Origin of the sequence: Bradyrhizobium sp. 164 (assembly GCF_023073715.1) — a bacterium.
Classification (GTDB): domain Bacteria; phylum Pseudomonadota; class Alphaproteobacteria; order Rhizobiales; family Xanthobacteraceae; genus Bradyrhizobium.
Window position 1 is genome coordinate 1 of sequence record NZ_JADPKA010000066.1, and the last position, 22,981, is coordinate 22,981.

The window sequence follows — 22,981 nt, forward strand, 5'->3', positions numbered from 1 at the left end:
CATGACTCGATGGAAGCCACTGTGGACCCTTATCCCGGGGTCCCGATTGGATGCCGATCACCCCGAAAACGGGGTCCTTATTCCATGCCGAAACACAGACCTGATCCGGTTCCGCGGCACACGCTTTGACGGATCCTGCCACGCATCGCCAAAGAAAGGTTGCAGCGGCGAACCGGAAATGGATCGGCATTCCTGCTCATAACCGACCCTACCGAGGCAATCGCGAGAGTTACGCGTCCCGACGCTTACTGGTGCCGCAGAGCCTGTGAGGCCCGAGCTCCAAAATCCCGCTGTCCTGTCGGAACAACGCAAGCTCCGCGGGCAGAAAACCTCGGCCAGATCGAGCTGAGGCCCTATGTGATAGAAGTCTGGGCCAGATTGGATCGTCGCGGGGACGGACGATTCGGCGACGGACGGAGAACCGCCGAACGCTCGACCGCGGCTTGGGGCAAACCGGGGACAGCTGGTCATTATCAGAGAAGGCTTCGATTGAACCAGCCGCCAAAGTTCTTCACTGGCCGAGCTTTGAAGCAGAAGGCGCGACCGGAGCCTTTCGGTGCGCACGGGCTCCTAAACAGGATGTCGAATGCAATTGGAAACAAGCCGATGGGAGCCTACGCGGCATTCTCAAGAGCGTCTGAACGTTGCGATCTGCCGGTGCATGGTGGGCCTTTATCAGCACTCTGTTCATCCGCCGTCGCGCCCCCTTGCAGCCTGGTGTCGCCCCCCCTTCTCCACGCAGCTGGACCACCGCACCGCAACCGCGGTCGGTACGCGCCCTGCCCCTGCATGCTGCTAGTGCACTTGCGCGCGAGGGTCTGCCAATCTCACAGTTCAGCATACACCCTGCAAACGCCTGGCACACGCCTGCCTTCAATGGGTTTCTCTTGATCTCCCGGCGCAACACGCAACTTCTAAGTATTTGAAAAAAACCGAGCTCTCGTTCCTTTTCTATCATCGGCCAATCGGAAGCAAGCTCCGCCCCAAAGAGGTCGGAGCTGATCGAAGGGCCGCATTGCGCAAGAGCAGATCGAGTTTCGAAGGCCGACATCAACCTATAAGTAGCCCTTCGTATACCCCATCACCCAATCTCCTGCCGGACCTTCGCCGCTGCATTGCACATAGCCTTTAGCTTCCCGAACGCAATCGAGCGTGGCATGTACTTCATGCCGCAGTCCGGTGCCGGAATCAGACGCTCGGCCGGCACATATTTCAGACCGTTGCGGATGCGATCGGCGACGATATCGACGCTCTCGATCGCAGGATCCGCGAGATCGAGCACGCCTAGCATGATCTTCTTTGACGAAAGATCCTTCAGTACCCCGAGGTCGAGATTTGGCTGCGCCGCCTCGATCGAGATCTGCTCGGCGATCGTGTCGTCGAGTTCGGCCAGGAAGGAATAGCCGGCCGGCTTGTTCGAGCCGGGCACGACGGCGGCATAACCGAAACAAAGATGCACCACGGTCGGTACCGTGATGCCCTGCAGCGCGCGGTTGATCGCCTTGACGGCATAGCGCTTGGCGAGTTCCGGATTGTTGCGTACCCAGGGCTCATCGAGCTGGATCACGTCAGCGCCGGCCTTCTGCAGATCGAGCGCCTCGGCGTTGACGGCCTCCGCGAGCGCCATCGCGAGCTCTTCCTCGTCCTTGTAGAACTCGTTCTTGGCTTGCTGGCTCATCGTGAACGGGCCGGGAAGGGTGATCTTCGCCGCACGCTCCGTGTTCTTGCGCAGGAACTGCATGTCATGCAGCTCGACCGGGCCTTTGCGCCTCACCGGGCCGACGACGCGCGGCACCGGCGTCTGGGTATTGCCGGTGCGCGCCACGATTATCGCGGGATTGTCGGCGTCGATGCCATCGAGCGCGGTCGCGAAACGATTGGAGTAGCTCTCGCGGCGGATCTCGCCATCGGTCACGATGTCGATGCCGGCGCGCTCCATGTCGCGGATCGCGACGATGGTGGCGTCGTCCTGGGCTTCTTCCAGATGCTCCGCCGGCAATCGCCACATGTCGTGCAGGCGGGTGCGCGGCACCACCTTCGACAGCATGGCGCGGTTCACCAGCCATTCCGGCTGCGGATAGCTGCCGACCACAGTGGTCGGCAGGATATGCGTCGGCATAGGCATGGGGTTCTCCTTCTTATTGTTGTTGGAGGCGACGGGTCAGGCCGCGCGCGTTGCCGCGGCCGATGCTTCCTCCTCGACGGGATTGCGCAGGATACCGATGCCGGAGATCTCGATTTCGACGACGTCGCCGCCCTTCATCCACAGCGGCGGCGTGCGATAGGCGCCGACACCACCGGTCGTGCCTGTCACGATCACGTCGCCGGGCACGAGCTCGGTGAAGGTCGAGCAATAGGCGATCAGCGCCGGCACGTCGAAGACGAGATCGGAGATCGGAGCCTTCTGCACTTCGACGCCATTGAGCCGGGTGATCAGTGTCTGCCTGGTAATATCCGTCAACTCGTCGGTCGTGACCATCCACGGCCCGAAACCGCCTGTGCCGGCAAAATTCTTGCCCGGCGCGAATTGCGAGGTGTGGCGCTGCCAGTCGCGGACGCTGCCGTCGTTGTAACAGGCATAGCCGGCGACATGGCCGAGCGCAGCTTCGCGCGAGATACGGCGGCCGGCCTTGCCGATGATGACGGCCATCTCGCCCTCATAGTCGAAACGCTCGGATTCCAGCGGCCGGATCATAGGCTGGCCATGGCCGACCTGGCTGTTGGCGAAGCGGGTGAAGATCATCGGATGCGCCGGCGTCGGATGGCCGCTCTCAGCCAGATGCGTGGCGTAGTTGACGCCGATGCAGAAGATCTTGTCGGGATCGGGGACCGTCGGCAGCAGCACGACTTCCGCAAGCGTGTAGTCGGGTGTCTCGGCGGCGAGCTTCTTCAGCTCGTCGAGCGAGCTCTTCGTCAGCAGCGCTTTCAGCGTCGGAGTGGCCTTCGTGCGCTTGCCGGCATCGATGACACCCTTGTCGGTGACGATGCCATAGCTCGCCGTGCCCGCGATCGTGAAGCTTGCAACTTTCATCGGTCAAACACTCTCTTCGATGGAGGAAACATAGTCGTTGATTGGAAGCGCGATCTGGCCGCCGCGAATCGGAACGCAGGCCGGCGGGAAATCCTGGCGGAAGCGCGCGCCGGCCGCAGTGGCGCGGTCGAGGAAGCGCTCCAGGTGCGCCATCGCGCCGGTCGGCAGATCGTGCAGCACCATCAGCGTCCAGGGCTGCCGGCTGCATTGGTCAAGTGCGCGCGCGCTCCAGCCGTCGGGGTCGTCCCAGTCGCGCGGAATGGAATTCCAGAGCACGCAGCTGTGTCTGTTGCGGGTGAGATAATCGACCACGGACGGCTTGAGCAGGCGCCGGTCCAGATTGCCGCCGCCGCCGAACGGCCGAAACCAGCGCTGTGAATGCGCGAGGTCTCCGATCGCTGCCTGCGTACGGCCGATCTCGCGCTCAGCGGTGTCCCGCCCGGCCTGCGCGCCGAGCGGAACGCTGTGCGTAAAAGTATGGTTGCCGATCCAGTGCCCTTCGTCATGGGCCACCTCCGCAAGGCGGCGCCGCTCGGAATCGGCAAGCTTCTCGCCGATGACGAAGAAGGTGGTCTTGATGCCGCGCTTGCCCAAGATGTCGAGCACGTGCGGCGTGACGGCGGGATCGGGGCCGTTGTCGAATGTCAGGGTCAGATCATACACGCGCTTGACCTCAGGTTGCGGGCTGCATTGCGCCCGCGGCGATGTCGTCGTTGGCCAGTCCGGCGCGGGTGCCGGTCTGCCAGATCGTCGCCTTGCGCTCGATCCAGCGGATCACGGCGTTGAAGCCGATGGCGAGGAACAGCACCAGAAGCACGCCCGCAAACACATGCGCGCTGTCGAGGATGGTGCGGTAGCGCGAAATCAGATAGCCGATGCCGGCCGAGGAGATCAGCATCTCCGAGACGACGACGCCGACGATCACCAACGCGCCGCCGACACGCAGGCCCGACAGCACCGTCGGAATTGCCGCTGGGATGATGACGCGAACCAGCCGCTGACTCAGCGTCGCACCCATGCTGCGCGCGGCGAGCAGCAGCTGCGGGTCGATGGTCTGGATGCCGGCGGCGGTCGCGAGCATCGTCGGCAGAAAGCCGTAGATCGAGGCGAACGCGATCTTGGACTCCGAGCCGATGCCTAGCCACACGGTGAAGACGGGATAGAGGATCACCAACGGCACCGCGTAGAGGCTCGACATCATCGGCATGATCAGGATTCGCGGGCGCGGCAGGCTGCCGACGATGGCGCCGAGCAGGATGCCGCCGCCGCAGGCGAACGCCATGGACACCACGACCTCGTACAGCGTGACCGCGAGCGCATGACCGTATTCGCCCGCATCGGTCCATCCCGCGATCAGCGTCGACGACAGCGAGGGCAGGAACAGCTCGGGAATGAGCCCGGTCCGCGGCAGCAGCTCCCACAGCGCGATCAGGCCGATCACGATCAGGTATCGCAGGGCTTTGGCACTGATCCAGGCGCTCATCCCCGCCTCACGCCGATTTGCGGATATGACGCCAGATGCGGTCGCGCAGGCTGCCGAAGGCATCGCCGCTGAGCATCTCGTAGGTCCGCGGCCGCGGCAGCTGGACCTGGAGATGGTCCACGATGCGGCCGGGCCGCGCCGACATCACGATCACCTCGTCGGCGAGATAGACCGCTTCGGTGAGGCTGTGCGTGACGAAGACGACGGTCTTGCCGGTCGCAGCCCAGATCCGCAGCAGCTCGTCGCCCATGGTCATGCGCGTCTGCTCGTCGAGTGCTGCGAAGGGTTCGTCCATCAGCAGCACCGGTGGGTCCTGTACGAGCCCGCGCGCGATCGAGACACGCTGCTTCATGCCGCCCGAGAGTTCATGCGGATGACGCCTGCCGAACCCGTCGAGCCCGACCAGTTTGAGCGCATCCTGCGCCTTGGCGCGGCGCTCGGCCTTGGGAACGCCGCGCAGTGCCAGCGGAAACTCGACATTGTCCTCGGCCGTCAGCCACGGAAACAGGCTCGCCTCCTGGAACACCACGCCGACCCGATCGGGGTCCGGCTGTAGGATCGGCGCGCCGTTGATGGTGATGGTGCCGGCTGTCTGCTGGCGCAGGCCCGCCATCATCATCAGAAGCGTGGACTTGCCGCAGCCGCTGGGGCCGACCAGCACCACGAAGCGGCCGGGCTTGATCTCGAGCGAGACGTCCTGGAGCGCGACGACGTCCTGCGACCGGGTCTTGAACACCTGACCGACATTCTTCACCTCGATCGCGCCGGCGCGCGCGGCGGGCTTGAGCGGGGTCACGTTCGCCAATGGCTGCATCGCGTTTCCACCCATCTGACAAGTTCGTTGAAGGTCACGGCGATCGCGGCGACCATCACGACGCCGGCGAGGAGCTGCTTCATCTGGAAATTCTCGCCCCAGGTCGCGATCTGGTGGCCGATGCCGTCGCGCGAGGCGTACATCTCGGCGAGGATCACGCCGGTGAGGTTGAAGATCATAGAAATCCGCAAGGCTTCCAGCAGCACCGGCAGCATGCTCGGCAGATAGACCCGCAGCGCGGTCTGCAGCGGCGTCGCGCCATAGGAGCGTGCTACCGTGAGATGCTCGACCTTGACCGATTCCACCGCCGTCGTCGTCGACATGATCACGATGAAGATGGTGGAGAAAAAGCCGAAGCCGACTTTCTGGGCAAAGCCGACGCCGAACACCAGGATGAACATCGGCAGGAAGATCGACTTCGGGATGCTGAAGGCGAAGAATAGCAGCGGCTTGGCGACATCGGCGAAGTAGCGGTTCTCCGCGAGCAGAAAGCCGATCAGCGCGCCGACGGGCACGGCCAGCGCGAACGCCGCCAGCACCTCGGTCGCGGTCACCATTAGGTCCTTCTGCACCGCCGCGCGCTGGAGGAGATCGCCGAGCGTCGCGAACGTGTCGGACGCCGACGGCAGCAGGCGCGGATTGACGAGGCCGGTGCGCGACAGCAGCTCCCACAGCGCCAGCACCGCGACGATGATCGCGATCCGCGCGAGGTTGATGAGAAGCGTGCTCTGCATCGCCATTACTTGGTCGGCACCGGCTTGAACTTGGTCGAGATCACGTCCTCGGCCGGCACGATGTCCTTAAGCCCGCCGAGCTTGGCGAGATCGAGCGAGAGCTGCACGGCGGCCTTGACGTCAGCCGCCCCCATGTCACCGCTGGTCTCGAGCTTCATGATGGTGTTGTCGTATTCGAGCGCCGCGATCTCCGGTGGCATCTCGTAGAGCTCGGCGATCAGCTTGACGGTGACGTCGCGGTTGGCGCGCATGAATGCAACCGCGCCGTAGAGCGCGTTCACCGCCTTCTGCACCAGCTGGGGCTTCGCCTCGGCCAATTTGTCGAGCACGATCCAACCGGCGGTGAGGTTCGGCGGCACCGCGGTCGAATAGTCGAGGATGCTCTTGGCTTCGCCGGATTTCGAGATCTGGAAGCTCAGCGGCGAATAGACCACGGCGGCCTCGACATTGCCGGCCAGCAGGTTCGGCACCAGGCCGCCACCGCCGACCGGCACACGCGTGAAGTCGATCTTCTTGTCCTGGATGGTCCACAGCGCCAGCAGGTCCGAGCCCGAGCCGGCCGCGGTGATTGCCACCTTCTTGCCGTTGAGGTCCTTGACGTCGAGCGTTGACTTGGCCGGCACCATCAACTGCCAGCCGAAATTGCCCATCGCGGCGTTGGCGACGATCCGCGACATCACGCCCTTCTTGCGTCCGGCGGAGACCAGAGACGGCGGATCGAGGATGATGTCGGCGGCGCCGGCCGCCATGCCCTCGAAGGTTTCGGCGCCGCTGCGGTAGATGGTCAGCTCGGCCTGGATGCCTTCCTTCTCGAACAGCTTTTGCCGCACAGCCGTCTCGGCGATCGTGGTCGGCCAATAAGTTTTCGTGGGCAGGCCGACGCGGATGGTCTCGGCGGCGCTCGCGGGGCCGGCAAGAAGTGCGGCGGCGGCGAGCGATAGCAACGCGTGACGGCGATTGATCTTCATTGTTGTTTCCTCCCCGGTACTTTTATGTGCCGGATTGCCTCCGGATCGTCAGGTCGTGCGACTCACCTCCGCGATGCGCGAGGCGGCGAGCTCGACGAACTCTTTGGTGATACCGAAATGCTTCGACAGGGCGCGAACCGCCGCGTCGGCATCGCGCTTCACCACAGCCGCGACGATTGCCTCGTGCTCGGCCTCGACGTCGCGCCGCTTGGCGCCGACCTCGCGGCGGATCGACAGACGGCGATATCGCTCGCTCTGCTCGTGCAGGACGTCGCGGAAGCCGAGCAGCCATGGCGAGCCGCAGGCATTGACCAGCGCACGATGGAAGACGCGGTGACGGATGACCCATTCCTCATAATGCACGGTGGGATCATCGGGGTAGCGATAGGGAACGGCTTTGAGATCGGTCCACGCCGATTTGAGCGCGGCGAACCAAGCCTCGTCGCCGCGCTCGATCGAGCGGCGCAGTGCGAGCCCCTCGATGTCGATCCTGGTTTGCGTGACGTCCGCAAGATCGGCCAGCGAGACCGGGCTCACGCGAAAGCCGCGCTGGTCGGAGGCCTGCACGAGACCGTCAGCGACGAGACGCGACAACGCTTCACGTACGGCGGCAAGCTCACCGAGAACTGCTTGGCTAGTCCCGCGATGTGCAGCTTCTGCCCCGGCAGCAGCCGCGTCGCCAGGATGTCGGTGCGCAGGCGCTCATGCAGCGCCGACGTCAAGCTGCGCGGACCGTTGCCGGGACTTCCGGCCAACTGGAACTGAAGCGGACCCATGCCGGAATGATTGCAAGGTAGAGCGGCGAGGTCAACAAAAAATCGAAAATCGATTTTTTTGATTGTCGCATCGGATGCGGGGCGTCCTAAGAATGAGGAGCTCCGGACGGCGCGACATCGAGGCGAACAGCGACCCCCTTTAGGTCGGGGCTTGGCGCCGGGTAGAGCTTCATGACCCGTGGATCATGGCCGGGGATGATGTGGTCCGCGCTGGGTGCCGCGGCGCGCAGCTTATCGAAACCCACCAGCATGTCGCCGACATGAAACGCCGTCGTGAACGGACGCTCGCTGGTCATGTTCTCGTAGAAATGACTGACATCGGAGGCGAGCACGACGGGCCCGCGTCGCGTGGTGACGCGGACGAATTGAAGGCCGGCGGAATGCCCGCCGGCGGCATGGACCGTCAGTCCGGGCGCGATCTCGGCGTCGCCGTCGTAGAACAGCACCCGCCGCGCGTAGTTCAGCCGCACGATCCCACAGACGTCCTCGACCTCGAAGGAATGCGACAGCCTCGGATATTGCATATAGCGGCCAGTGGCGTAGGCAAGCTCGCGCTCCTGGAGATGAAACCGCGCGCTCGGAAACCGGTCGAAATTGCCGGCATGGTCGTAGTGCAGATGCGTGAGGATCACGTCCTTGATGTCTGCAGAATCGATGTCGAACGCACCAAGGGTCTCGACCGGGCAGCGCAGAAAATCCCGCTTGCGCTGCCTGGCCACTTCCGCGTTGAATCCGGTGTCGATGACGAAGGTGCGCCCGCCTCCCCGCGCCAGCCACATGAAATAGTCCATTGGCATCGGCCCGTCATGCGGGTCGCCGCCTATGAAATGCTCGCTCCGCTGCGCATCGCGCGTCGCGTAGCGGATCGCAAACAGCTCATAGTCCAGGTCAGCCATGACGTCCTCCGATCGGGATGCACGCTCAGGAACCTGCCGCGTCGAGCTCGTTGAAGGCCTCGCGCGCGTTGCGAAAGGCGTCGATACCTGCGGGCACGCCGCAATAGACTGCGACCTGGAGCAGGATCTCCTTGATCTCCTCCTTGGTCAGCCCGTTCTTCAGCGCGCCCTTAACGTGCAGCTTCAGCTCGTGCGGGCGGTTCAGTGCGCCGAGCATCGCCAAATTGACGATCGAGCGCGTGCGCCGGTCGACGCCAGGCCGCGTCCACAAGGCACCCCAGCAGAACTCGGTCGACCATTCCGCCATCGTGCGCGTAAACTCGTCAGCCCCCGCAATCGATTTGTTGACGTAGTCCTCGCCGAGCACCTCTTTGCGGACCTTGAGTCCCTTTTCGAACAGTTCGGTCTTGCTCATGATCGTCCCTTTCTGGTCTTGAGAAGGTCTAGTTGGAAGTTGTTTGGCGGTTCGCCGGCGGCGGACGCAGCGATTGCAGGAGCTTACCGACGTCATCGACCGCATCGAGCCGCCAGACAGCGTCGATGACGCGGTCCGCATCCCAATCGCTTCGACCAGTCCGTACGCCTTCGCGCAGCTTCTCTTCGATGTCGCGGTCAGACAGCGGCGCAGCCTGGCTGCCGCGCGGCGACGTCACGGTCTCCATGAGCACCTCACCGGACGAGAGGCGCAATGCGACGCGCGCAGCGCCGTCCGGCATCTGAGCATCGAGCTCCGCCCTGACCTTCTCCCGCATTCGCACGATATCGGGCCGAATCACGGTCTCCTGCACGAACTCGGTCACGCCCGCCGTGCCGAGCAGCAGTCCGCAGGCGACGCAATGATGGATGCTGACGCGCGCATCACGCTCGTTCATGACGGGGCGATCGCCGCGCGCAAGCAGCAGCGCCGAGCCCTGCACCGTCACGGACTCGATCTGATCGACGTTGCGGCCGATCCGCTCACGCAACATGAGGCAGGCATCGATGACCGAATGGAACACGATGCCGGCCGGATAGGGCTTGTAGGTGTTTTTTGCGATCTCCCAGGTCCTGCCGAGGCCATCGAGCAAACGAGCAAGATCCGGCGCGTCGCCCATGGTGCGCGCCCAGCCGAGCGGACCTTCGATGGCGCGCGGCGCGGCCTCATAGCCCTCTCGTGCTAGCAGAGCGGCGAACAACCCGTTGCGCGCCGCATTGCCGACGCTGACATTCTTGGCGGCGCTCGGCAGGTTCTCGACATTGCCGGCCGACTGGCTCGCCGCAACTCCGATCGCGTTCGCAATAGCTTCCGCAGGCAGGCCCAACAGCTTCGCACAGGCTGCGGCAGCACCAAAGATTCCGCAGGTGGAGGTGATGTGCCAGCCGCGCGCGTAATGGTGCGGCGAGACCGAACTGCCGATGCGGCATTCCACGTCGACGCCCAGAATGAACGCGGTCAACACCGCGCGCCCCGGCTGTTTTTGCGTCTCCGCAAGCGCGAATATGGCAGCAGCCACCGGCGCTGCCGGATGAATGATCGTCTCGGGATGGGTGTCGTCGAAATCGAGCAGATTGGCCGAGATGGCGTTGAGAAACGATGCGCATAGCGCGTCCATCTGCTCGGAGTGACCGATGACCGTCGATGTCCCCGCGCCGCTGAATGGCGACAAGGCCCGCATCGCGGCGACGACCACCGGATCGCGCGCGGAGCCGAGCGCGGTCGCAAAGAAATTGAGGATCGAGCGCCTCGCCTCGACGCTCTGCACCTGCACGTCCGCCCATGACGAGGCCGCGACGAAATCGGCGAGCGTCCTGCTCACACTCGGAATTGGATCTTGCGGCACGCGGAGCATCTTCCTCGTTTTGTTCGGACCTTATGCCGATCCGCGGCAAACTGTCGACCCCAAAATGTTATGCTTGACAGCTTGTCTGACAATCATAACAATCCCGGCCGCTGGCGCGGGATCCCGCCACCACAACGACGGCCGGGTCGGCCAGCCGGCGACAACGATTTGACAACGAAATCAAGAAGGCGCGCCCGTGACGGGATCGCGCGACAGGGAGTGAATGATGGCGGGAGAAACGCTCGGCGTGATCGGCACGGGCCGCATGGGCGGCCCCATGGCGGGACGATTGATGGACGCGGGCTATTCGCTCGTCGTCTACGACACGCAGGCCGAGGCCACCCAACCGCTGGTCAAGCGCGGCGCGCTGCTCGGCAAATCGCCGGCGGACGTCGCCTCGCGCGCCGACATCGTGCTCGCGAGCCTGCCGACGCCCGACACCCTCAAGGCGGTCACGCTCGGCCAGGACGGCATCAGCAGCGGCAACCGCGCCAAGATCGTCGTTGATCTGTCGACCTCCGGGCCCGGCGCGGCCAAGCTCGTCGCGGAAGGCCTGAAAGCCCAGGGCATGACGCTGGTCGATGCGCCCGTGAGCGGCGGCATCAGGGGCGCGGTCAACGGCACGCTGGCCGTGATGGTCTCCTGCCCGCAGCCCACGTACGAGACCGTGCAGCCGATCCTGAAGAATTTCGGCAAGCTGTTCTACACCGGCGACAAGCCGGGCGTGGCGCAGACGGCCAAGCTCGCCAACAATTTGATGGCGGCCGCCGCGCTCGTGATCACCTCGGAGGCCGTCGCCATGGGCGTCAAGGGCGGCGTCAACGCAAAGGTGCTGATCGACATCATCAATGCCAGCAGCGGCCGCAACAGCGCCTCGGAAGACAAATTCCCCCGCGCAGTGCTGCCCGGCACCTTCGACTTCGGCTTCACCACCGGCCTCTCCTACAAGGACGTCCGTCTCTGCGTGGACGAGGCCGAGGCCATGGGCGTGCCGATGGTGTGCGGCGCGGTGGTGCGGCAGATGCTCGCGATCACCAACGCCAAATTTGGCGCCTCGTCCGACTTCACCTCGATCGCAAAAGTGCTCGAGGAGTGGGCCGGGGTGGAAATGCGCGGCTGATCGCGCAAACCAGTCAGGGAGAGAAGCCCGCGATGACGATCGGCCCGATGGGATCAGGCGAAGTACCGCTTGCGCGCCGGATGGCGCGGAGCGCGCTTGCCGTCGATCTCGGCGATTTCGGATCGGACGTCGTCGCCAAGGCAAAGCTCTGCCTGCTCGACTTCCTGTCCTGTGCCTTCGAGGCCGGCCAGCATCCCTGGAGCCGTCAGGCCGTTGCGATCGCGCATGGCGGCGGCGGCGCGACCATCATCGGCACCTCGCAGCTCTCCTCGCCGGCCGACGCCGCCTTCGCCAATGCCGTGATGGGGCACGGCCTGGTGCGCGAAGACATGCATGCCGCCAGCATCGCACACCACGGCGTCGTGATCTGGCCGGCCCTGCTTGCACTCTCTGAGCAGGAGCCGCTGCACGGCGCCAAGCTGCTCGCTGCTGCCATCATCGGCTACGAGACCGGCGCGCGGATCGGCCGCACGCTGCTGACCTCCGACCTCGCGCGTCTCTACCGCCCGACCGGGCTCGTGGCCCCTCTGGGTGCGGCGCTCGCGGGAAGCTTTGCGCTTGGGCTGTCCGAGGACCAGGCGACCAGCGCCATCGCGATCGCGGCCAACACGTCAGGCGGGCTCAACGAATGGCCGCATGCCGGCGGCTCGGACATGTATTTCCATCCCGGCTTTGCCGCCAGCAACGCGATTAGGGCCATCGGCCTTGCCGCCGCCGGCGCATTCGGCTCGGAGACGATCATCGAAGGCGAAGCCGGCCTGTTCGCCGCCTACCGCCGCGAGGCCGCGCCGGACAGCATCGCGCTGTTCCCCAACGGCGCGTGCGAGATCATGGCCGTCTACAACAAGCCGGTACCCGCCTGCAATTTCGCCCAGACCGCCGCGCAAGCCGCGCTTCGCGTCTCGCACGAGCTCGCCAACCCCCAAGAGATCGACCGTGTCGTCATCCGCGCGCCCGATGCCGCCGTTCGCTACCCCGGCTGCGATTCGATGGGGCCCTACCGCAACGCGCTGCAGGCCAAGATGAGCATTCCCTTCAGCGTCGCGGCGACGCTCGCGCGAGGCGAGATCGAGGAGGAGAATTACTCTGAGCTCGACGATGCCGAGATCATCCGTCTCGTCGCGATCACCGATCTGAAGGCCGATCCCGGATTCACTGCCGCCTTCCCCGGCAAGCAGGGCGCGGACGTGACCGTGCATCTGCGCAGCGGCCGGACGATCCGGCACGCTTTGCCCGACGTCATCGCCGCAATGCCATCGGGCATTCGCGCGCGCTTTCGCGCCGCCGCTGCCTCTGTGCTCGGCGAAGATCGCGCGCACCGGCTCGAGCAACTCATCGACGAATGCGAACAGCTCGGCGATGCCGGCGTCATCGCCGCGCACTGCCGCCTGACCGCAACGGAACGGACTTTACGATCGGCATCTTAAGAAGTGCCGGAGAGGAAGGGGGGAAACATGGTCGGCCGGGACGCCAGTCTAGCATCGTCTGCAGCGCGGAGACGTGGCTGATGGAAGCATTTCTGCAAGCGCTCGCCGCGGGCCTGCTGATTGGTGCCGTCTACGGGCTGATGTGCGTCGGGCTCGGCCTGATCTTCGGCGTCATGCGCGTCATCAACTTCGCCCACGGCGATTTCATGATGCTCGGCATGTACACCGCCTTCTATCTGTTCACCGCCGCCGGCGTGCAGGCGATGTTCGGCAATACGGTCGGGCCGTTCATCTCGATCCTGTTGGCCGGACCCGTACTCGCTGTATTCGGCTATTTCGTCCATCGCACGCTGATCTCGCACGTCTCGGGGACGCGCATCGCCTCGCTGGAGGGCGAGGGCCACTACGCCCAGCTCATCCTGACGCTCGGTATCGCGTTGATCCTGCAAAACGGCGGCCTCATTGTCTTCGGCTCGGTACTGGCTTCGATCCGCACGCCGCTATCGAGCTCGGCCTGGGAGCTCGTTCCGTTCTTCGACATCAGCATCTTCCTCAACAAGGCGCGCAGCATCGACGCGATCGTCTCGCTCGCGATCATGATCCTGCTGTCGCTGCTGATCACGCGGACCCGGATCGGCAAGTCGCTCCGCGCCGCTGCAGATAATCCGACCGCGGCGACCTATATGGGCATCGACGTCGACCGCGCGCACCGCACCGCCTTCGCGCTCGGTTGCGGCATCACCGCGATCGCCGGCGGCCTGCTCGCCACCAACTACCCGTTCCATCCCTTCGTCGGCCTCGAATACGTCATCGTCATGTATGCCGGCGTCGTGCTCGGCGGCATGGGCAGCATCATCGGCGCCTTCTGGGGCGGCATGACGATTGGTCTCGTGCAGCAGATGTCGACCCTGATCCTGCCGACGCAGTTGCAAAACGCCGCGATCTTCGCCGTCTTCCTCCTCATCATCTTCTTCCGTCCGCAAGGCTTCTTCGGGCGCATGGTCGAGAGGACGTGACCATGCTCCGGATGCGTTCACTGCTGCCTCCCCTGCTGTTCACGCTCGCCTACGCCGGGATCTCGCTCGGCGTCACCAACTCCTATTACCAGCTCATCCTGACGCTGGTGCCGGTGTGGGCGGTGTTCGGCCTGTCCTGGAATCTGCTCAGCGGCTACACCGGGCTGATTTCGTTCGGCCATGCCGCCTTCTTCGGCATCGGCGCCTATGCGACCGCGCTCGGGCAGATCTATTTCAACATCTCCCCCTGGCTGCTGATTCCGATCGCGGCCATGCTCGGCGGCATCGCCGGGCTCTTGATCGGATTTCCGACCTTCCGCCTCCAGGGCCACTACTTTGCGCTCGCGATGCTCGCCTATCCGCTCGCCATTCTCTACGTGTTCGAATGGCTCGGCTTCCAGGAAGTGACGCTTCCGATCAAGCGCGACGCGCCGATCGCCTATATGCAGTTCTCCGATCCCCACATCTACACGCTGCTGGGGCTCGCCATCATGCTCGCCACCATCGTGCTGACGCAAATGATCGAGCGCTCGCGCTTCGGCATGGCGCTGCTCGCGATCAAGCAGAACGAGGCCGCGGCTGAAGCGGCCGGGATCAACACGCTGGCCTGGAAGCTGCGCGCAATCACGTTGAGCGGCGCGATCGCCGCCGCCATCGGCGGGTTCTATGCGCAGGTGCTGCTGGTCGTGACGCCCCAATCGGTGTTCGGCATGCTGGTGTCGGCGCAGGCGCTCACTGTCGCGATGTTCGGCGGCGTCGGCACGGTCTGGGGCCCCGTGATCGGCTCGGTGATCCTGATCCCGCTCGCGGAGATCCTGCACGCTGAAGCTGGCGCGCGCATCCCCGGCATTCAGGGCGTCATCTTCGGCATCGCCATCGTCTGCGTCATCCTGCTCGCGCCGGAAGGCCTGTTCTGGAAGCTGCGCGATCTCCTGCGCAAGCGCACCGCATCCAAGGCGGCGGTCAGTGATATCGCGGAAGCGGCAGCTGCCAACGTGACGGCCCTGAAGCCCGCCTCCCGGCAGCGTGGCGCCACCGGCGAGGTCGTGCTCGAAGTGAAGAACCTCTCGCGCTCCTTCGGCGGCCTGAAGGCGGTGCAAGATGTCAGCTTCAAGCTGCACAAGAACGAGATCCTCGGTATCATCGGCCCCAACGGCGCCGGCAAGACCACGCTGTTCAATCTCCTCAACGGCTTCCTCAAACCGAGCCAGGGCGAAGTGCTGATCGACGGCCGCAACATGTCGGGCCAGCGGCCGCACGTGATCTGCGAGGCCGGCGTCGGCCGTACCTTCCAGGTGATGCGGCCGTTCCTGCGCATGTCGATCCTCGACAACGTCGTGGTCGGGGCCTATGTGCGCGCCCGCACCGACGATGAGGCGCGCAAGATGGCCGCCGATGCGGTCGCCCGCGTCGGGCTTTCTGCCGTCGCCGACCGTGTCGCCGGCGAGCTCTCGACCAAGGAGCTGCGGCTGATGGAGCTGGCCCGCGCGATCGCCGGCCAGCCGCGCATTCTGCTGCTCGACGAGACGCTCGCGGGCCTCGGCCACGGCGAGGCGGATGAGGTCGTCGCCGTGATCCAGCAGCTCGCGCGCGATGGCATCACCATCGCGATCATCGAGCACACCATGCAGGCGATGGTCCGGCTGGTCGACAGATTCCTCGTGCTCGACCACGGCGCCGTCATCACCGAAGGCCTGCCGGAAGTGGTGACGCGCGACAACCGCGTGATCGAGGCCTATCTCGGCAAGAAATGGGTGGGCCATGCTGCGAATTGAGGGATTGAGCGCGGGCTATTCGGCCAAGCCCGTCCTGAACGATGTCTCGATCAATGTCGGCGCGGGCCAGTTCGTCGCGATCGTCGGACCCAACGGCGCCGGCAAGACCACGCTGTTCAAGACGATCTCCGGCATCGTCAAGCCCAGCGGCGGCGCGATCACGTTCGACGGCGTCGATCTGCTCGCGGTGCCGCCGCCGCAGCGCGCCCATCTCGGCATCGCCCACGTCCCGGAGGGACGCCAGGTCTTCCCGTCACTGACCGTGATGGAGAATCTGGAAATGGGCGCGATCACTGAAAGCGGCCGGCGGGACTGGCAAGCCAATATCGAGCGCATCTTCGAATGGCTGCCGGTGCTGAAGGAGCGCCGCGGTCAGTTCGCGGGCACGATGTCCGGCGGCCAGCAGCAGATGCTCGCGATCGGCCGCGGCCTCGCCTCCTCCCCGAAGCTGCTGATGCTGGACGAGCCCTCGATGGGGCTCGCGCCCTCGACCGCGGACTTCATCTTCGAGCGGCTGATCGAGATCCGGCGCCAGTCCGGGCTGACCATGCTGCTGGTCGAGCAGCGCGTCGCGGAAGCGCTGGAATCGGCCGACCACGGCTATGTCCTCGAAGCCGGACACGTCGTGCTCGAAGGCAACAACGCCACGCTGCGCGCCGACGACCGCGTGCGCAAGGCCTATCTCGGCATGTGACCAACACAAAAAACAGAGAGCAGGGAGAAAACAAAATGGACAAGACTGCAAAAGGACTAAGTCGCCGCACCGTGCTCTCCGGCGCCGCGGCCGTCGGCCTCGCCGGAGTGGCGCGCGCGCAAGCACCTGGCGAGATCAAGGTCGGATTGATCGTGCCGCTGTCGGGCATCTACACCCGCCCCGGCCAGGTGATGAAGATGGGCGCCGAGATGGGCATCGAGCACATCAACGCGCAGGGCGGCATCAAGGCGCTCGGCGGCGCCAAGCTGAAGCTGGTCGTGATCGACTGCGGCGATACCACCGAGAAGGCCAAGAACGCGGCGCAGCGCATAGTGGCGCAGGAGCCTGATCTGGTCGCCGCCACCGGCTCCTATCTCTCCTCCTTCACGCTGGCGGTCACCGAGGTGACCGAGCGCGCCGAACTGCCGGTGCTGACGCTGTCCTATTCGGACCTGCTGACCGACCGCGGCTTCAAGTACATTTTCCAGACCGCTGCGACCGCGAGCCGCCAGTCCGAGCTCGGTCTGCCGACGCTGATGAAGCTCGCCGAGAACGCCTCGGGCAAGAAGCCGAAGACCGTGGCGATGTTGATGGACAACACCGCAACCTCGGTCGCCACCGCCAAGGCGCTCAAGGAGAAGCTGTTCGCGCAGGAAGGCCTCCAGCTTGTGGTCGAGGAAGTCTGGACCCCGCCGCTATCGGATGCGACGCCGCTGATCCAGAAAGTGCGCTCGGCCAAGCCCGATCTGCTGCTGTTCATGCCGAATGCGGTGTCGGACGCCAAGCTTGGTCTCGAGAAGATCAGCGAGTTCGGCCTCGGCCAGGGCAAGATCCCGACCGTGTCCTTCAGCATCACCATCGCCGAGCCCGACATGCTGCAGAGTGTCAGCCCGGAGACCGTGCAGGGCATCATGACCATCGTCGCCAATTGGGGCTCGAAGGGCCACGAGGCGCTGATCGCCGAGCTCAAGGCCAAATACAAGGAGCCCTGGATGACGCAGAACGTCATCTCGACCTATGGCGACATGTGGCTGATGAAGGAAGCGCTGGAGAAGGCTGGCAAGGCCGATCGCAACGCGGTCGCGCAGGCCTTCCGCACCATGGATGCCGGACCCTCGAAATATTATCCGGGCGGCCAGCTCAAATTCGACGAGAAGGGCCGCAGGGTCGACGCCGGCGTCGTGATCGTGCAGTGGCAGTCGGGCGCGCCAGTCACCGTTTATCCGCCCGAGCTCGCGCAGGCCCAGCCGTTCTGGCCGAAGAAACCGTAAAGCATCGCGCAATTTTTCAGGAAGGAGAATTGTCATGACTGCAAAGAGCAAATTCACGATATCGCGGCGAGCCCTGCTGGCCGGCGCCTCCGGCACGCTGATCGCATCCCGTGTTGCCTGGGCGCAGCAGCCTGCCGAGGTGAAGGTCGGCCTGCTGGTGCCGATCTCCGGGCTCTACGCCCGCCCGGGAACAGTGATGCGCGAGGGCGCCGAGATGGCGATCGACCACATCAACGCCCAAGGCGGCGTCAAGGCGCTCGGTGGCGCCAAGCTGAAGCTCGTGGTGCTCGATTCGGGCGACACCACCGAGAAGGCCAAGAACGCCGCGCAGCGCATGGTGGCGCAGGAGACTGATCTTGTCGCGGCCAGCGGCGCCTATCTGTCCTCGTTCACGCTCGCGGTCACCGAGGTGACCGAGCGCGCCAACCTGCCGATGCTCACCCTCTCCTACTCGGATCTCATCACCGAGCGCGGCTTCAAGTACGTGTTCCAGACCGCGGCCACCGCGGGGTCGCAGGCACGGCAAGCGTTGCCCCAGCTCATCAAGCTGGCGGAGACCGCCTCGGGCAAGCGCCCCAAGACGGTCGCCATCCTCACCGACAACACGGGCGCCTCGATCGCCTCGGCCAAGGCGATGCGCGAGGGCCTGCTGGCGGAGAACCAGCTGCAGCTGATCGTCGACGAGACGTTCACGCCGCCGCTGGCGGATGCGACGTCGCTGGTGCAGAAGATCCGTTCGGCCAAGCCCGATCTGCTGTTCTTTCTGCCGACCGTGATCTCGGATGCAAAACTGCTGCTCGAGAAGATGAACGAGTTCGGCCTCGGCCAGGGCAAGGTGCCGACGATCTCGTTCGGGATCGCGATCGCCGAGCCCGACATGCTGCAGACCGTCAGCGCCGAGCTGCTCCAGGGTGTGTTGACGTGCGTCGCCAGTTGGGGCGCCAAGGGCCATGAGGCCCTCATTGCCGAGTTGAAGACCCGCTACAAGGAGCCGTGGATGACGCAGAACGCGATCTCCACCTATGGCGACATGTGGGTGATCAAGGACGCGCTGGAGAAGGCCGGCAAGGCCGATCGCGTCGCCGTCGGCGAAGCGCTGCGCACCATGGACGGCGGCCCCTCCAAATATTACCCGCTGGGTGAGATCAAGTTCGACGAGAAAGGCCGCCGCATCGGTGCCGGCATGACCATCGTGCAATGGCAAGCCGGCGTGCCGGTGACGGTTTTCCCACCCGAACTCGCGCTGGCAAAACCGTTCTGGCCGAAGAGCTGACAACGCCTGAACAAGAAAACGGAGACCAACATGGACAAGGCGACCTACGACCGCGGCCTCGAAATCCGCAAGAGCGTGCTCGGCAACGAGTTCGTCGACAAGGCGATCGCATCCGCCGACGAGTTCAACCGCCCGATGCAGGACCTCACCACGGAATATTGCTGGGGCTACGTCTGGGGCCGCGAGGGCCTCACACGAAAGACCCGTAGCTTCCTCAACCTCGCGATGCTGTGCGCGCTCAATCGCCCGCACGAGCTGAAGACCCATGTCCGCGGCGCGCTCGCCAACGGCGCGACCAAGGAGGAAATCCGCGAGGTCTTCATGCAGGTCGCGATCTATTGCGGGGTGCCAGCCGGCGTCGACGCCTTCCGCAACGCGAAGGAAGTCTTCGCCGAGCTCGACAAGAAGTAATCGAGTGGGATCGCAATGAGCAAATGGGCACTCGTGACCGGCGCGACTGCAGGGCTCGGCCTTGCCATCGCGGAAGGCCTTGCCGGCGCGGGCGTCAACATTGTCCTGCACGACCTCCATCAACCGAATCAGGCCGCGGACGATCTGCGTGCCCGCTTCGGCGTCGAAACGATCGCAGCCGGCGTCGATCTATGCAGCCGCGAGGCGATCGAAGTCATGATGGCCGACCTGCTCGACCGCTGCGGCGCCATCGACATCCTCGTCAACAACGCCGTCGTCAGGCATTTCGCCGCGATCGAGCAGTTTCCGCCCGACCGCTGGGACGAGGCGCTGGCCGTCAATTTGTCGGCGCCGTTCCACATCATCCGCCTGGCGTTGCCGGCAATGAAGCAGCGCGGCTGGGGCCGGATCATCAACATGGGCTCGATCTATTCGAGCCGCGCGGTCGAGAACCGCATCGACTACGTCACCACTAAGACGGCGATCGCAGGCATGACCCGCGCCGTCGCTCTGGAGACGGCGCGCAGCGGCATCACCTGCAACACACTCTGCCCCGGCACACTGCCGACGCCTGCCATCCTGAACAAGATCGCGGGCATGGCGGAGAGCAGCGGCCGTCCGGTCGCGGACGTCACGCGCGACTATCTCGGCGAGCGCCAGCCGACGCAGCGTTTCATCGAGATGGATGCGGTCGCCGCCATGGTCGTCTTCCTCTGCGGCGCCGCCGCAAACAACATCACCGGGGCCAGCCTGCCGATCGACGGCGGCTGGTCGGTGGCATGAGCACATAGGAATGGGAGTGTTGCGATGACTGGACGATCAGGCCAGACCGCCGTTCTGACAGGCGCCGCCGGCGGCATGGGGCGCGCGATCACCAAGGCGCTGCTGGAGGGCGGCCGCCGCGTTGTGCTGGTCGACCGCGACGGCAAGGCGCTTGAAGAGCTGGCGGCGACGGCAGGCGACGCGGCGTTCCCGATCCAGCTCGACGTCAGCGATGCAAACGCCGTGGATCGCCTGCCGGATGCCATTCCTGCTCATTTCAAGCCGGTCGACATCCTCATCAACAATGCCGGCCACGACATCGGTGGCCGGACGCGCTTCGACATCGGTTCTGCCGACGACTGGTCCAATATCATCCAGACCAATCTGATCGGCCTGATGCGCGTCACGCGCGCGATCCTGCCCGAGATGGTCCAGCGCAACGCCGGCCACATCGTCAATATCAGCTCCATCAACGCGGTTCGGATCGTGCCCGACATGGCCGCCTACAGCACCAGCAAGGCCGGTGTGCACATGTTCACCGAAACCCTCCGGGGCGAGCTCGTGGACACCGCCATCCGGGTCACCGAGCTGCAGCCTGGGCTGACCCGCACCAACATCATCCTGACCCGCTACCGAGGCGATCAGCAGAAGGAAAAGGAATATTTCGACCAGTTCAGGATGGCGCTCGACCCCGCCGATATCGCGCGGTCGATCGTGTTCGCCCTCGACCAGCCCGCCCATGTTCAAATTGCCGAAATGATGATTCTCCCTGTAAACCGGTACTGATTTTTCCCGAACAGGACCACGACATGGAAAGACGCCGCGAATTGCAGTCGACACTCCGCATCGAGGACGTCCCGACCGTCCGGGCGATGGTGGCGCAGAAGCTGCGTGCGGCGATCATGTCGGGAACGCTGAAGCCGGGCCAGCGCCTGGTCGAGCGCGAGCTCTGCGAGATGATGGGCGTCAGCCGTCCCTCGATCCGTGAGGCGCTGCGGGCGCTCGAAGCCGACGGGCTGGTCAACACGGTCCCGCACCGCGGCCCCGTGGTGTCCACGATCAGCCTGGAAGAGGCGCGGCAGCTCTACGCCGCACGCGCGGTGCTCGAAGGTTTTGCCGGGCGCGAATGCGCGCGGCTGCACGATCCCGAGGTGGCACGCCGGATCGGCGACGCCCTGACGCGGCTGAAGGCGGCGGCCGCCAAGCAGGACCTCGTCGGATGCCTCGAGGCCAAGACCGATTTCTACGCGGCCCTGATCGGCGGCTGCCGCAATGCGTTCATCGAGCGCATGCTCAAGCCGCTGCACGACCGCATCCAGCTGCTGCGGATCACCTCGATGTCGCAGCCGAAGCGGATCAACAAGAGCCTGCGTGAGGTCACCGCGATCTGGCGGGCGATCCAGAGCGGCGATGCAGACCTCGCCGAGCGATGCTGCGTCGACCACATCAACGCGGCTGCGGTGGCCGCGCTCGACATGATCGAAAAATCGTCGGCGGCTAAGGAGGCGGCGCCTTCCGACGACTAGAACAATGCCGCCAGGGAGTGTTCGATGCCGTATCTCGTACGATCGCTGATCCTGCTTGTCCTGCTAACACCCTGCGCTGCGGCCATCGCAGATGACTACCCCTCCCGCCCGGTCACGATGATCGTGCCCTTCTCCGCCGGCGGTCCCGGCGACGTCATCGCACGCATCCTCGGCAGTGCCATGAGCGCGACGCTGAAACAGTCGATCGTGATCGAAAATGTCGTGGGCGCCGGCGGCACGCTCGGCACCAACCGCGTCGCCAAGGCGGCCCCCGATGGCTACACGCTGCTGCTGATGCATGTCGGCCAGGCTACCGCACCCGCTCTTTACGCCAAGCTGCCGTTCGATCCGGTCGGCGATTTCGCCCCGATCGGGCTCGTCACCGACGTCCCGATGATCCTCGTGGCGCGGCCGAACTTTCCGGCCAAGGATCTCCGCGATCTGGTCACGACCATTCGCAACGCTGGCGACAAGATCACCTTCGGCAATGTCGGTCTCGGCTCGGCCTCGCAGCTCTGCGGCCTGATGTTCATGAGCACCACCGACACCAAGCTCACGCCGATTTACTACAAGGGCGGCGGGCCGGCATTGAACGACGTGATCGCCGGCCACATCGATGTCTATTGCGATCCTGCAACCGGACCCACTCCTTATATCCAATCGAACACAATCAAGGGCTACGCGATCACCAGCAAGAAGCGGGTTGCGACCCTCCCGGACGTGCCGACCTCGGCCGAGGCCGGTGTTCCCGAATTTGACGTGACGACCTGGTACGGTCTCTACGCGCCCCGCGGCACGCCGAAGCCCGTGATCGACCAACTCGTCGGCGCGCTGCAGACCGCGCTAAAGGATCCGACGCTGATCAGCCGATTCGCCGAGCTCAGCATGACTCCGGTCGAGCCCGAGCGTGCTACACCGGAGGCCCTCGAAGCGTTCCTGAAAGACGAGATAGGCAAATGGGGTCGGATCATCAAAGCGGCCGGAATCGACCCGCAGTAGCCGCCGGTGGCGGAGAGGCGGATGCCACTCTAGATGCTGCGATAGCGCTCGTTAAAGGTCCGGCGCCAACTCCGAGCCCCGGTTCTTGACCCAGTTCAACCATGCCTTCGCTCACATCGAGAACCGGACCGCTGCGCAGCGGGTTGTGTTGGCATCGATTCCACCAAGCCATTCCCTCCGACCCC

24 protein-coding genes are annotated in these 22,981 nt (G+C 64.8%); 12 read left to right on the plus strand and 12 right to left on the minus strand.

What is annotated here, in order from left to right:
* Window positions 1-1,081 precede the first annotated feature (1,081 nt).
* The 12 genes from IVB01_RS20085 to IVB01_RS20140 form a co-directional block, all read right to left on the minus strand.
* Entirely contained in the window at window positions 1,082-2,125 is a 1,044-nt protein-coding gene (locus IVB01_RS20085) for a 5-methyltetrahydropteroyltriglutamate--homocysteine methyltransferase (RefSeq protein ID WP_247494778.1), read from the minus strand.
* Between the two features lie 36 nt (window positions 2,126-2,161).
* Window positions 2,162-3,031, minus strand: coding sequence for a fumarylacetoacetate hydrolase family protein (locus IVB01_RS20090; RefSeq protein WP_247494779.1), 870 nt, complete (start codon window positions 3,029-3,031; stop codon window positions 2,162-2,164).
* Window positions 3,032-3,034: 3 nt separating this feature from the next.
* The gene (locus tag IVB01_RS20095) at window positions 3,035-3,694 is read right to left on the minus strand and encodes a polysaccharide deacetylase family protein (protein WP_247494780.1); all 660 of its coding nucleotides are present in this window, start codon (window positions 3,692-3,694) and stop codon (window positions 3,035-3,037) included.
* A 10-nt stretch (window positions 3,695-3,704) separates the two neighbouring features.
* Complete coding sequence (locus IVB01_RS20100) at window positions 3,705-4,514, minus strand: ABC transporter permease (RefSeq protein ID WP_247494781.1); 810 nt, start codon at window positions 4,512-4,514, stop codon at window positions 3,705-3,707.
* A gap of 7 nt (window positions 4,515-4,521) precedes the next feature.
* Window positions 4,522-5,328, minus strand: a complete 807-nt coding sequence (locus IVB01_RS20105; protein WP_247494782.1) for an ABC transporter ATP-binding protein — start codon at window positions 5,326-5,328, stop codon at window positions 4,522-4,524.
* Window positions 5,307-6,062, minus strand: a complete 756-nt coding sequence (locus IVB01_RS20110) for an ABC transporter permease (protein ID WP_247494783.1) — start codon at window positions 6,060-6,062, stop codon at window positions 5,307-5,309. The genes IVB01_RS20105 and IVB01_RS20110 overlap by 22 nt, the downstream gene beginning before the upstream one ends.
* A gap of 5 nt (window positions 6,063-6,067) precedes the next feature.
* Window positions 6,068-7,030: an ABC transporter substrate-binding protein gene (locus IVB01_RS20115; protein ID WP_247494784.1), complete on the minus strand. Its 963-nt coding sequence runs from the start codon at window positions 7,028-7,030 to the stop codon at window positions 6,068-6,070.
* A 48-nt stretch (window positions 7,031-7,078) separates the two neighbouring features.
* The gene (locus tag IVB01_RS20120) at window positions 7,079-7,624 is read right to left on the minus strand and encodes an FCD domain-containing protein (protein ID WP_247494785.1); all 546 of its coding nucleotides are present in this window, start codon (window positions 7,622-7,624) and stop codon (window positions 7,079-7,081) included.
* Window positions 7,564-7,806, minus strand: coding sequence for a GntR family transcriptional regulator (locus tag IVB01_RS20125; protein WP_247494786.1), 243 nt, complete (start codon window positions 7,804-7,806; stop codon window positions 7,564-7,566). Before IVB01_RS20125 ends, IVB01_RS20120 begins: the two co-directional genes overlap by 61 nt.
* Window positions 7,807-7,892: 86 nt before the next feature.
* The gene (locus IVB01_RS20130) at window positions 7,893-8,702 is read right to left on the minus strand and encodes an N-acyl homoserine lactonase family protein (RefSeq protein ID WP_247494787.1); all 810 of its coding nucleotides are present in this window, start codon (window positions 8,700-8,702) and stop codon (window positions 7,893-7,895) included.
* A 25-nt stretch (window positions 8,703-8,727) separates the two neighbouring features.
* Window positions 8,728-9,117, minus strand: a complete 390-nt coding sequence (locus tag IVB01_RS20135; RefSeq protein WP_247494788.1) for a carboxymuconolactone decarboxylase family protein — start codon at window positions 9,115-9,117, stop codon at window positions 8,728-8,730.
* Window positions 9,118-9,145: 28 nt separating this feature from the next.
* Window positions 9,146-10,498, minus strand: coding sequence for an MmgE/PrpD family protein (locus tag IVB01_RS20140; RefSeq protein WP_247494789.1), 1,353 nt, complete (start codon window positions 10,496-10,498; stop codon window positions 9,146-9,148).
* Window positions 10,499-10,748: 250 nt separating this feature from the next.
* Here IVB01_RS20140 and IVB01_RS20145 point away from each other — a divergent pair, with 250 nt between their 5' ends.
* The 12 genes from IVB01_RS20145 (at window position 10,749) to IVB01_RS20200 (ending at window position 22,796) form a co-directional block, all read left to right on the plus strand.
* Window positions 10,749-11,642: an NAD(P)-dependent oxidoreductase gene (locus tag IVB01_RS20145; protein ID WP_247494880.1), complete on the plus strand. Its 894-nt coding sequence runs from the start codon at window positions 10,749-10,751 to the stop codon at window positions 11,640-11,642.
* Window positions 11,643-11,674: 32 nt separating this feature from the next.
* A complete protein-coding gene (locus IVB01_RS20150; protein WP_247494790.1) occupies window positions 11,675-13,069 on the plus strand; it encodes an MmgE/PrpD family protein in 1,395 nt (464 codons plus the stop codon).
* Between the two features lie 80 nt (window positions 13,070-13,149).
* On the plus strand, window positions 13,150-14,085 hold the full coding sequence (locus IVB01_RS20155; RefSeq protein ID WP_247494791.1) for a branched-chain amino acid ABC transporter permease: 936 nt from the start codon (window positions 13,150-13,152) through the stop codon (window positions 14,083-14,085).
* A 2-nt stretch (window positions 14,086-14,087) separates the two neighbouring features.
* Complete coding sequence (locus IVB01_RS20160; protein WP_247494792.1) at window positions 14,088-15,860, plus strand: branched-chain amino acid ABC transporter ATP-binding protein/permease; 1,773 nt, start codon at window positions 14,088-14,090, stop codon at window positions 15,858-15,860.
* Window positions 15,847-16,554, plus strand: coding sequence for an ABC transporter ATP-binding protein (locus IVB01_RS20165; RefSeq protein ID WP_247494793.1), 708 nt, complete (start codon window positions 15,847-15,849; stop codon window positions 16,552-16,554). Before IVB01_RS20160 ends, IVB01_RS20165 begins: the two co-directional genes overlap by 14 nt.
* A 35-nt stretch (window positions 16,555-16,589) precedes the next feature.
* Window positions 16,590-17,825 (plus strand): ABC transporter substrate-binding protein, encoded by a 1,236-nt coding sequence (locus IVB01_RS20170; RefSeq protein ID WP_247494794.1) that lies wholly within the window; start codon window positions 16,590-16,592, stop codon window positions 17,823-17,825.
* Between the two features lie 34 nt (window positions 17,826-17,859).
* A complete protein-coding gene (locus IVB01_RS20175) occupies window positions 17,860-19,098 on the plus strand; it encodes an ABC transporter substrate-binding protein (protein ID WP_247494795.1) in 1,239 nt (412 codons plus the stop codon).
* Between the two features lie 30 nt (window positions 19,099-19,128).
* Window positions 19,129-19,509, plus strand: a complete 381-nt coding sequence (locus tag IVB01_RS20180; RefSeq protein WP_028137140.1) for a carboxymuconolactone decarboxylase family protein — start codon at window positions 19,129-19,131, stop codon at window positions 19,507-19,509.
* A gap of 15 nt (window positions 19,510-19,524) precedes the next feature.
* A complete protein-coding gene (locus tag IVB01_RS20185) occupies window positions 19,525-20,292 on the plus strand; it encodes an SDR family oxidoreductase (protein WP_247494796.1) in 768 nt (255 codons plus the stop codon).
* 24 nt (window positions 20,293-20,316) lie between these two features.
* Window positions 20,317-21,057, plus strand: coding sequence for an SDR family oxidoreductase (locus tag IVB01_RS20190; protein WP_256464849.1), 741 nt, complete (start codon window positions 20,317-20,319; stop codon window positions 21,055-21,057).
* Window positions 21,058-21,080: 23 nt separating this feature from the next.
* Window positions 21,081-21,797 carry a GntR family transcriptional regulator gene (locus IVB01_RS20195; protein ID WP_247494798.1) on the plus strand — a complete coding sequence of 239 codons (717 nt, stop codon included), beginning with the start codon at window positions 21,081-21,083 and terminating at the stop codon, window positions 21,795-21,797.
* 24 nt (window positions 21,798-21,821) lie between these two features.
* Window positions 21,822-22,796, plus strand: a complete 975-nt coding sequence (locus IVB01_RS20200; RefSeq protein WP_247494799.1) for a tripartite tricarboxylate transporter substrate-binding protein — start codon at window positions 21,822-21,824, stop codon at window positions 22,794-22,796.
* Window positions 22,797-22,981: the final 185 nt, after the last annotated feature.

Excerpts from the sequence above, each read along its gene's own strand:
- IVB01_RS20100 (WP_247494781.1), bottom strand. The coding sequence starts at position 4,514 with ATGAGCGCCTGGATCAGTGCCAAAGCCCTGCGATACCTGATCGTGATC.
- IVB01_RS20125 (WP_247494786.1), bottom strand. The coding sequence starts at position 7,806 with ATGGGTCCGCTTCAGTTCCAGTTGGCCGGAAGTCCCGGCAACGGTCCG.
- IVB01_RS20165 (WP_247494793.1), top strand. The coding sequence starts at position 15,847 with ATGCTGCGAATTGAGGGATTGAGCGCGGGCTATTCGGCCAAGCCCGTC.
- IVB01_RS20090 (WP_247494779.1), bottom strand. The coding sequence starts at position 3,031 with ATGAAAGTTGCAAGCTTCACGATCGCGGGCACGGCGAGCTATGGCATC.
- IVB01_RS20195 (WP_247494798.1), top strand. The coding sequence starts at position 21,081 with ATGGAAAGACGCCGCGAATTGCAGTCGACACTCCGCATCGAGGACGTC.
- IVB01_RS20150 (WP_247494790.1), top strand. The coding sequence starts at position 11,675 with ATGACGATCGGCCCGATGGGATCAGGCGAAGTACCGCTTGCGCGCCGG.
- IVB01_RS20115 (WP_247494784.1), bottom strand. The coding sequence starts at position 7,030 with ATGAAGATCAATCGCCGTCACGCGTTGCTATCGCTCGCCGCCGCCGCA.
- IVB01_RS20185 (WP_247494796.1), top strand. The coding sequence starts at position 19,525 with ATGAGCAAATGGGCACTCGTGACCGGCGCGACTGCAGGGCTCGGCCTT.
- IVB01_RS20155 (WP_247494791.1), top strand. The coding sequence starts at position 13,150 with ATGGAAGCATTTCTGCAAGCGCTCGCCGCGGGCCTGCTGATTGGTGCC.
- IVB01_RS20105 (WP_247494782.1), bottom strand. The coding sequence starts at position 5,328 with ATGCAGCCATTGGCGAACGTGACCCCGCTCAAGCCCGCCGCGCGCGCC.
- IVB01_RS20085 (WP_247494778.1), bottom strand. The coding sequence starts at position 2,125 with ATGCCTATGCCGACGCATATCCTGCCGACCACTGTGGTCGGCAGCTAT.
- IVB01_RS20135 (WP_247494788.1), bottom strand. The coding sequence starts at position 9,117 with ATGAGCAAGACCGAACTGTTCGAAAAGGGACTCAAGGTCCGCAAAGAG.
- IVB01_RS20200 (WP_247494799.1), top strand. The coding sequence starts at position 21,822 with ATGCCGTATCTCGTACGATCGCTGATCCTGCTTGTCCTGCTAACACCC.
- IVB01_RS20130 (WP_247494787.1), bottom strand. The coding sequence starts at position 8,702 with ATGGCTGACCTGGACTATGAGCTGTTTGCGATCCGCTACGCGACGCGC.
- IVB01_RS20180 (WP_028137140.1), top strand. The coding sequence starts at position 19,129 with ATGGACAAGGCGACCTACGACCGCGGCCTCGAAATCCGCAAGAGCGTG.
- IVB01_RS20190 (WP_256464849.1), top strand. The coding sequence starts at position 20,317 with ATGACTGGACGATCAGGCCAGACCGCCGTTCTGACAGGCGCCGCCGGC.
- IVB01_RS20175 (WP_247494795.1), top strand. The coding sequence starts at position 17,860 with ATGACTGCAAAGAGCAAATTCACGATATCGCGGCGAGCCCTGCTGGCC.
- IVB01_RS20160 (WP_247494792.1), top strand. The coding sequence starts at position 14,088 with ATGCTCCGGATGCGTTCACTGCTGCCTCCCCTGCTGTTCACGCTCGCC.
- IVB01_RS20170 (WP_247494794.1), top strand. The coding sequence starts at position 16,590 with ATGGACAAGACTGCAAAAGGACTAAGTCGCCGCACCGTGCTCTCCGGC.
- IVB01_RS20110 (WP_247494783.1), bottom strand. The coding sequence starts at position 6,062 with ATGCAGAGCACGCTTCTCATCAACCTCGCGCGGATCGCGATCATCGTC.
- IVB01_RS20145 (WP_247494880.1), top strand. The coding sequence starts at position 10,749 with ATGGCGGGAGAAACGCTCGGCGTGATCGGCACGGGCCGCATGGGCGGC.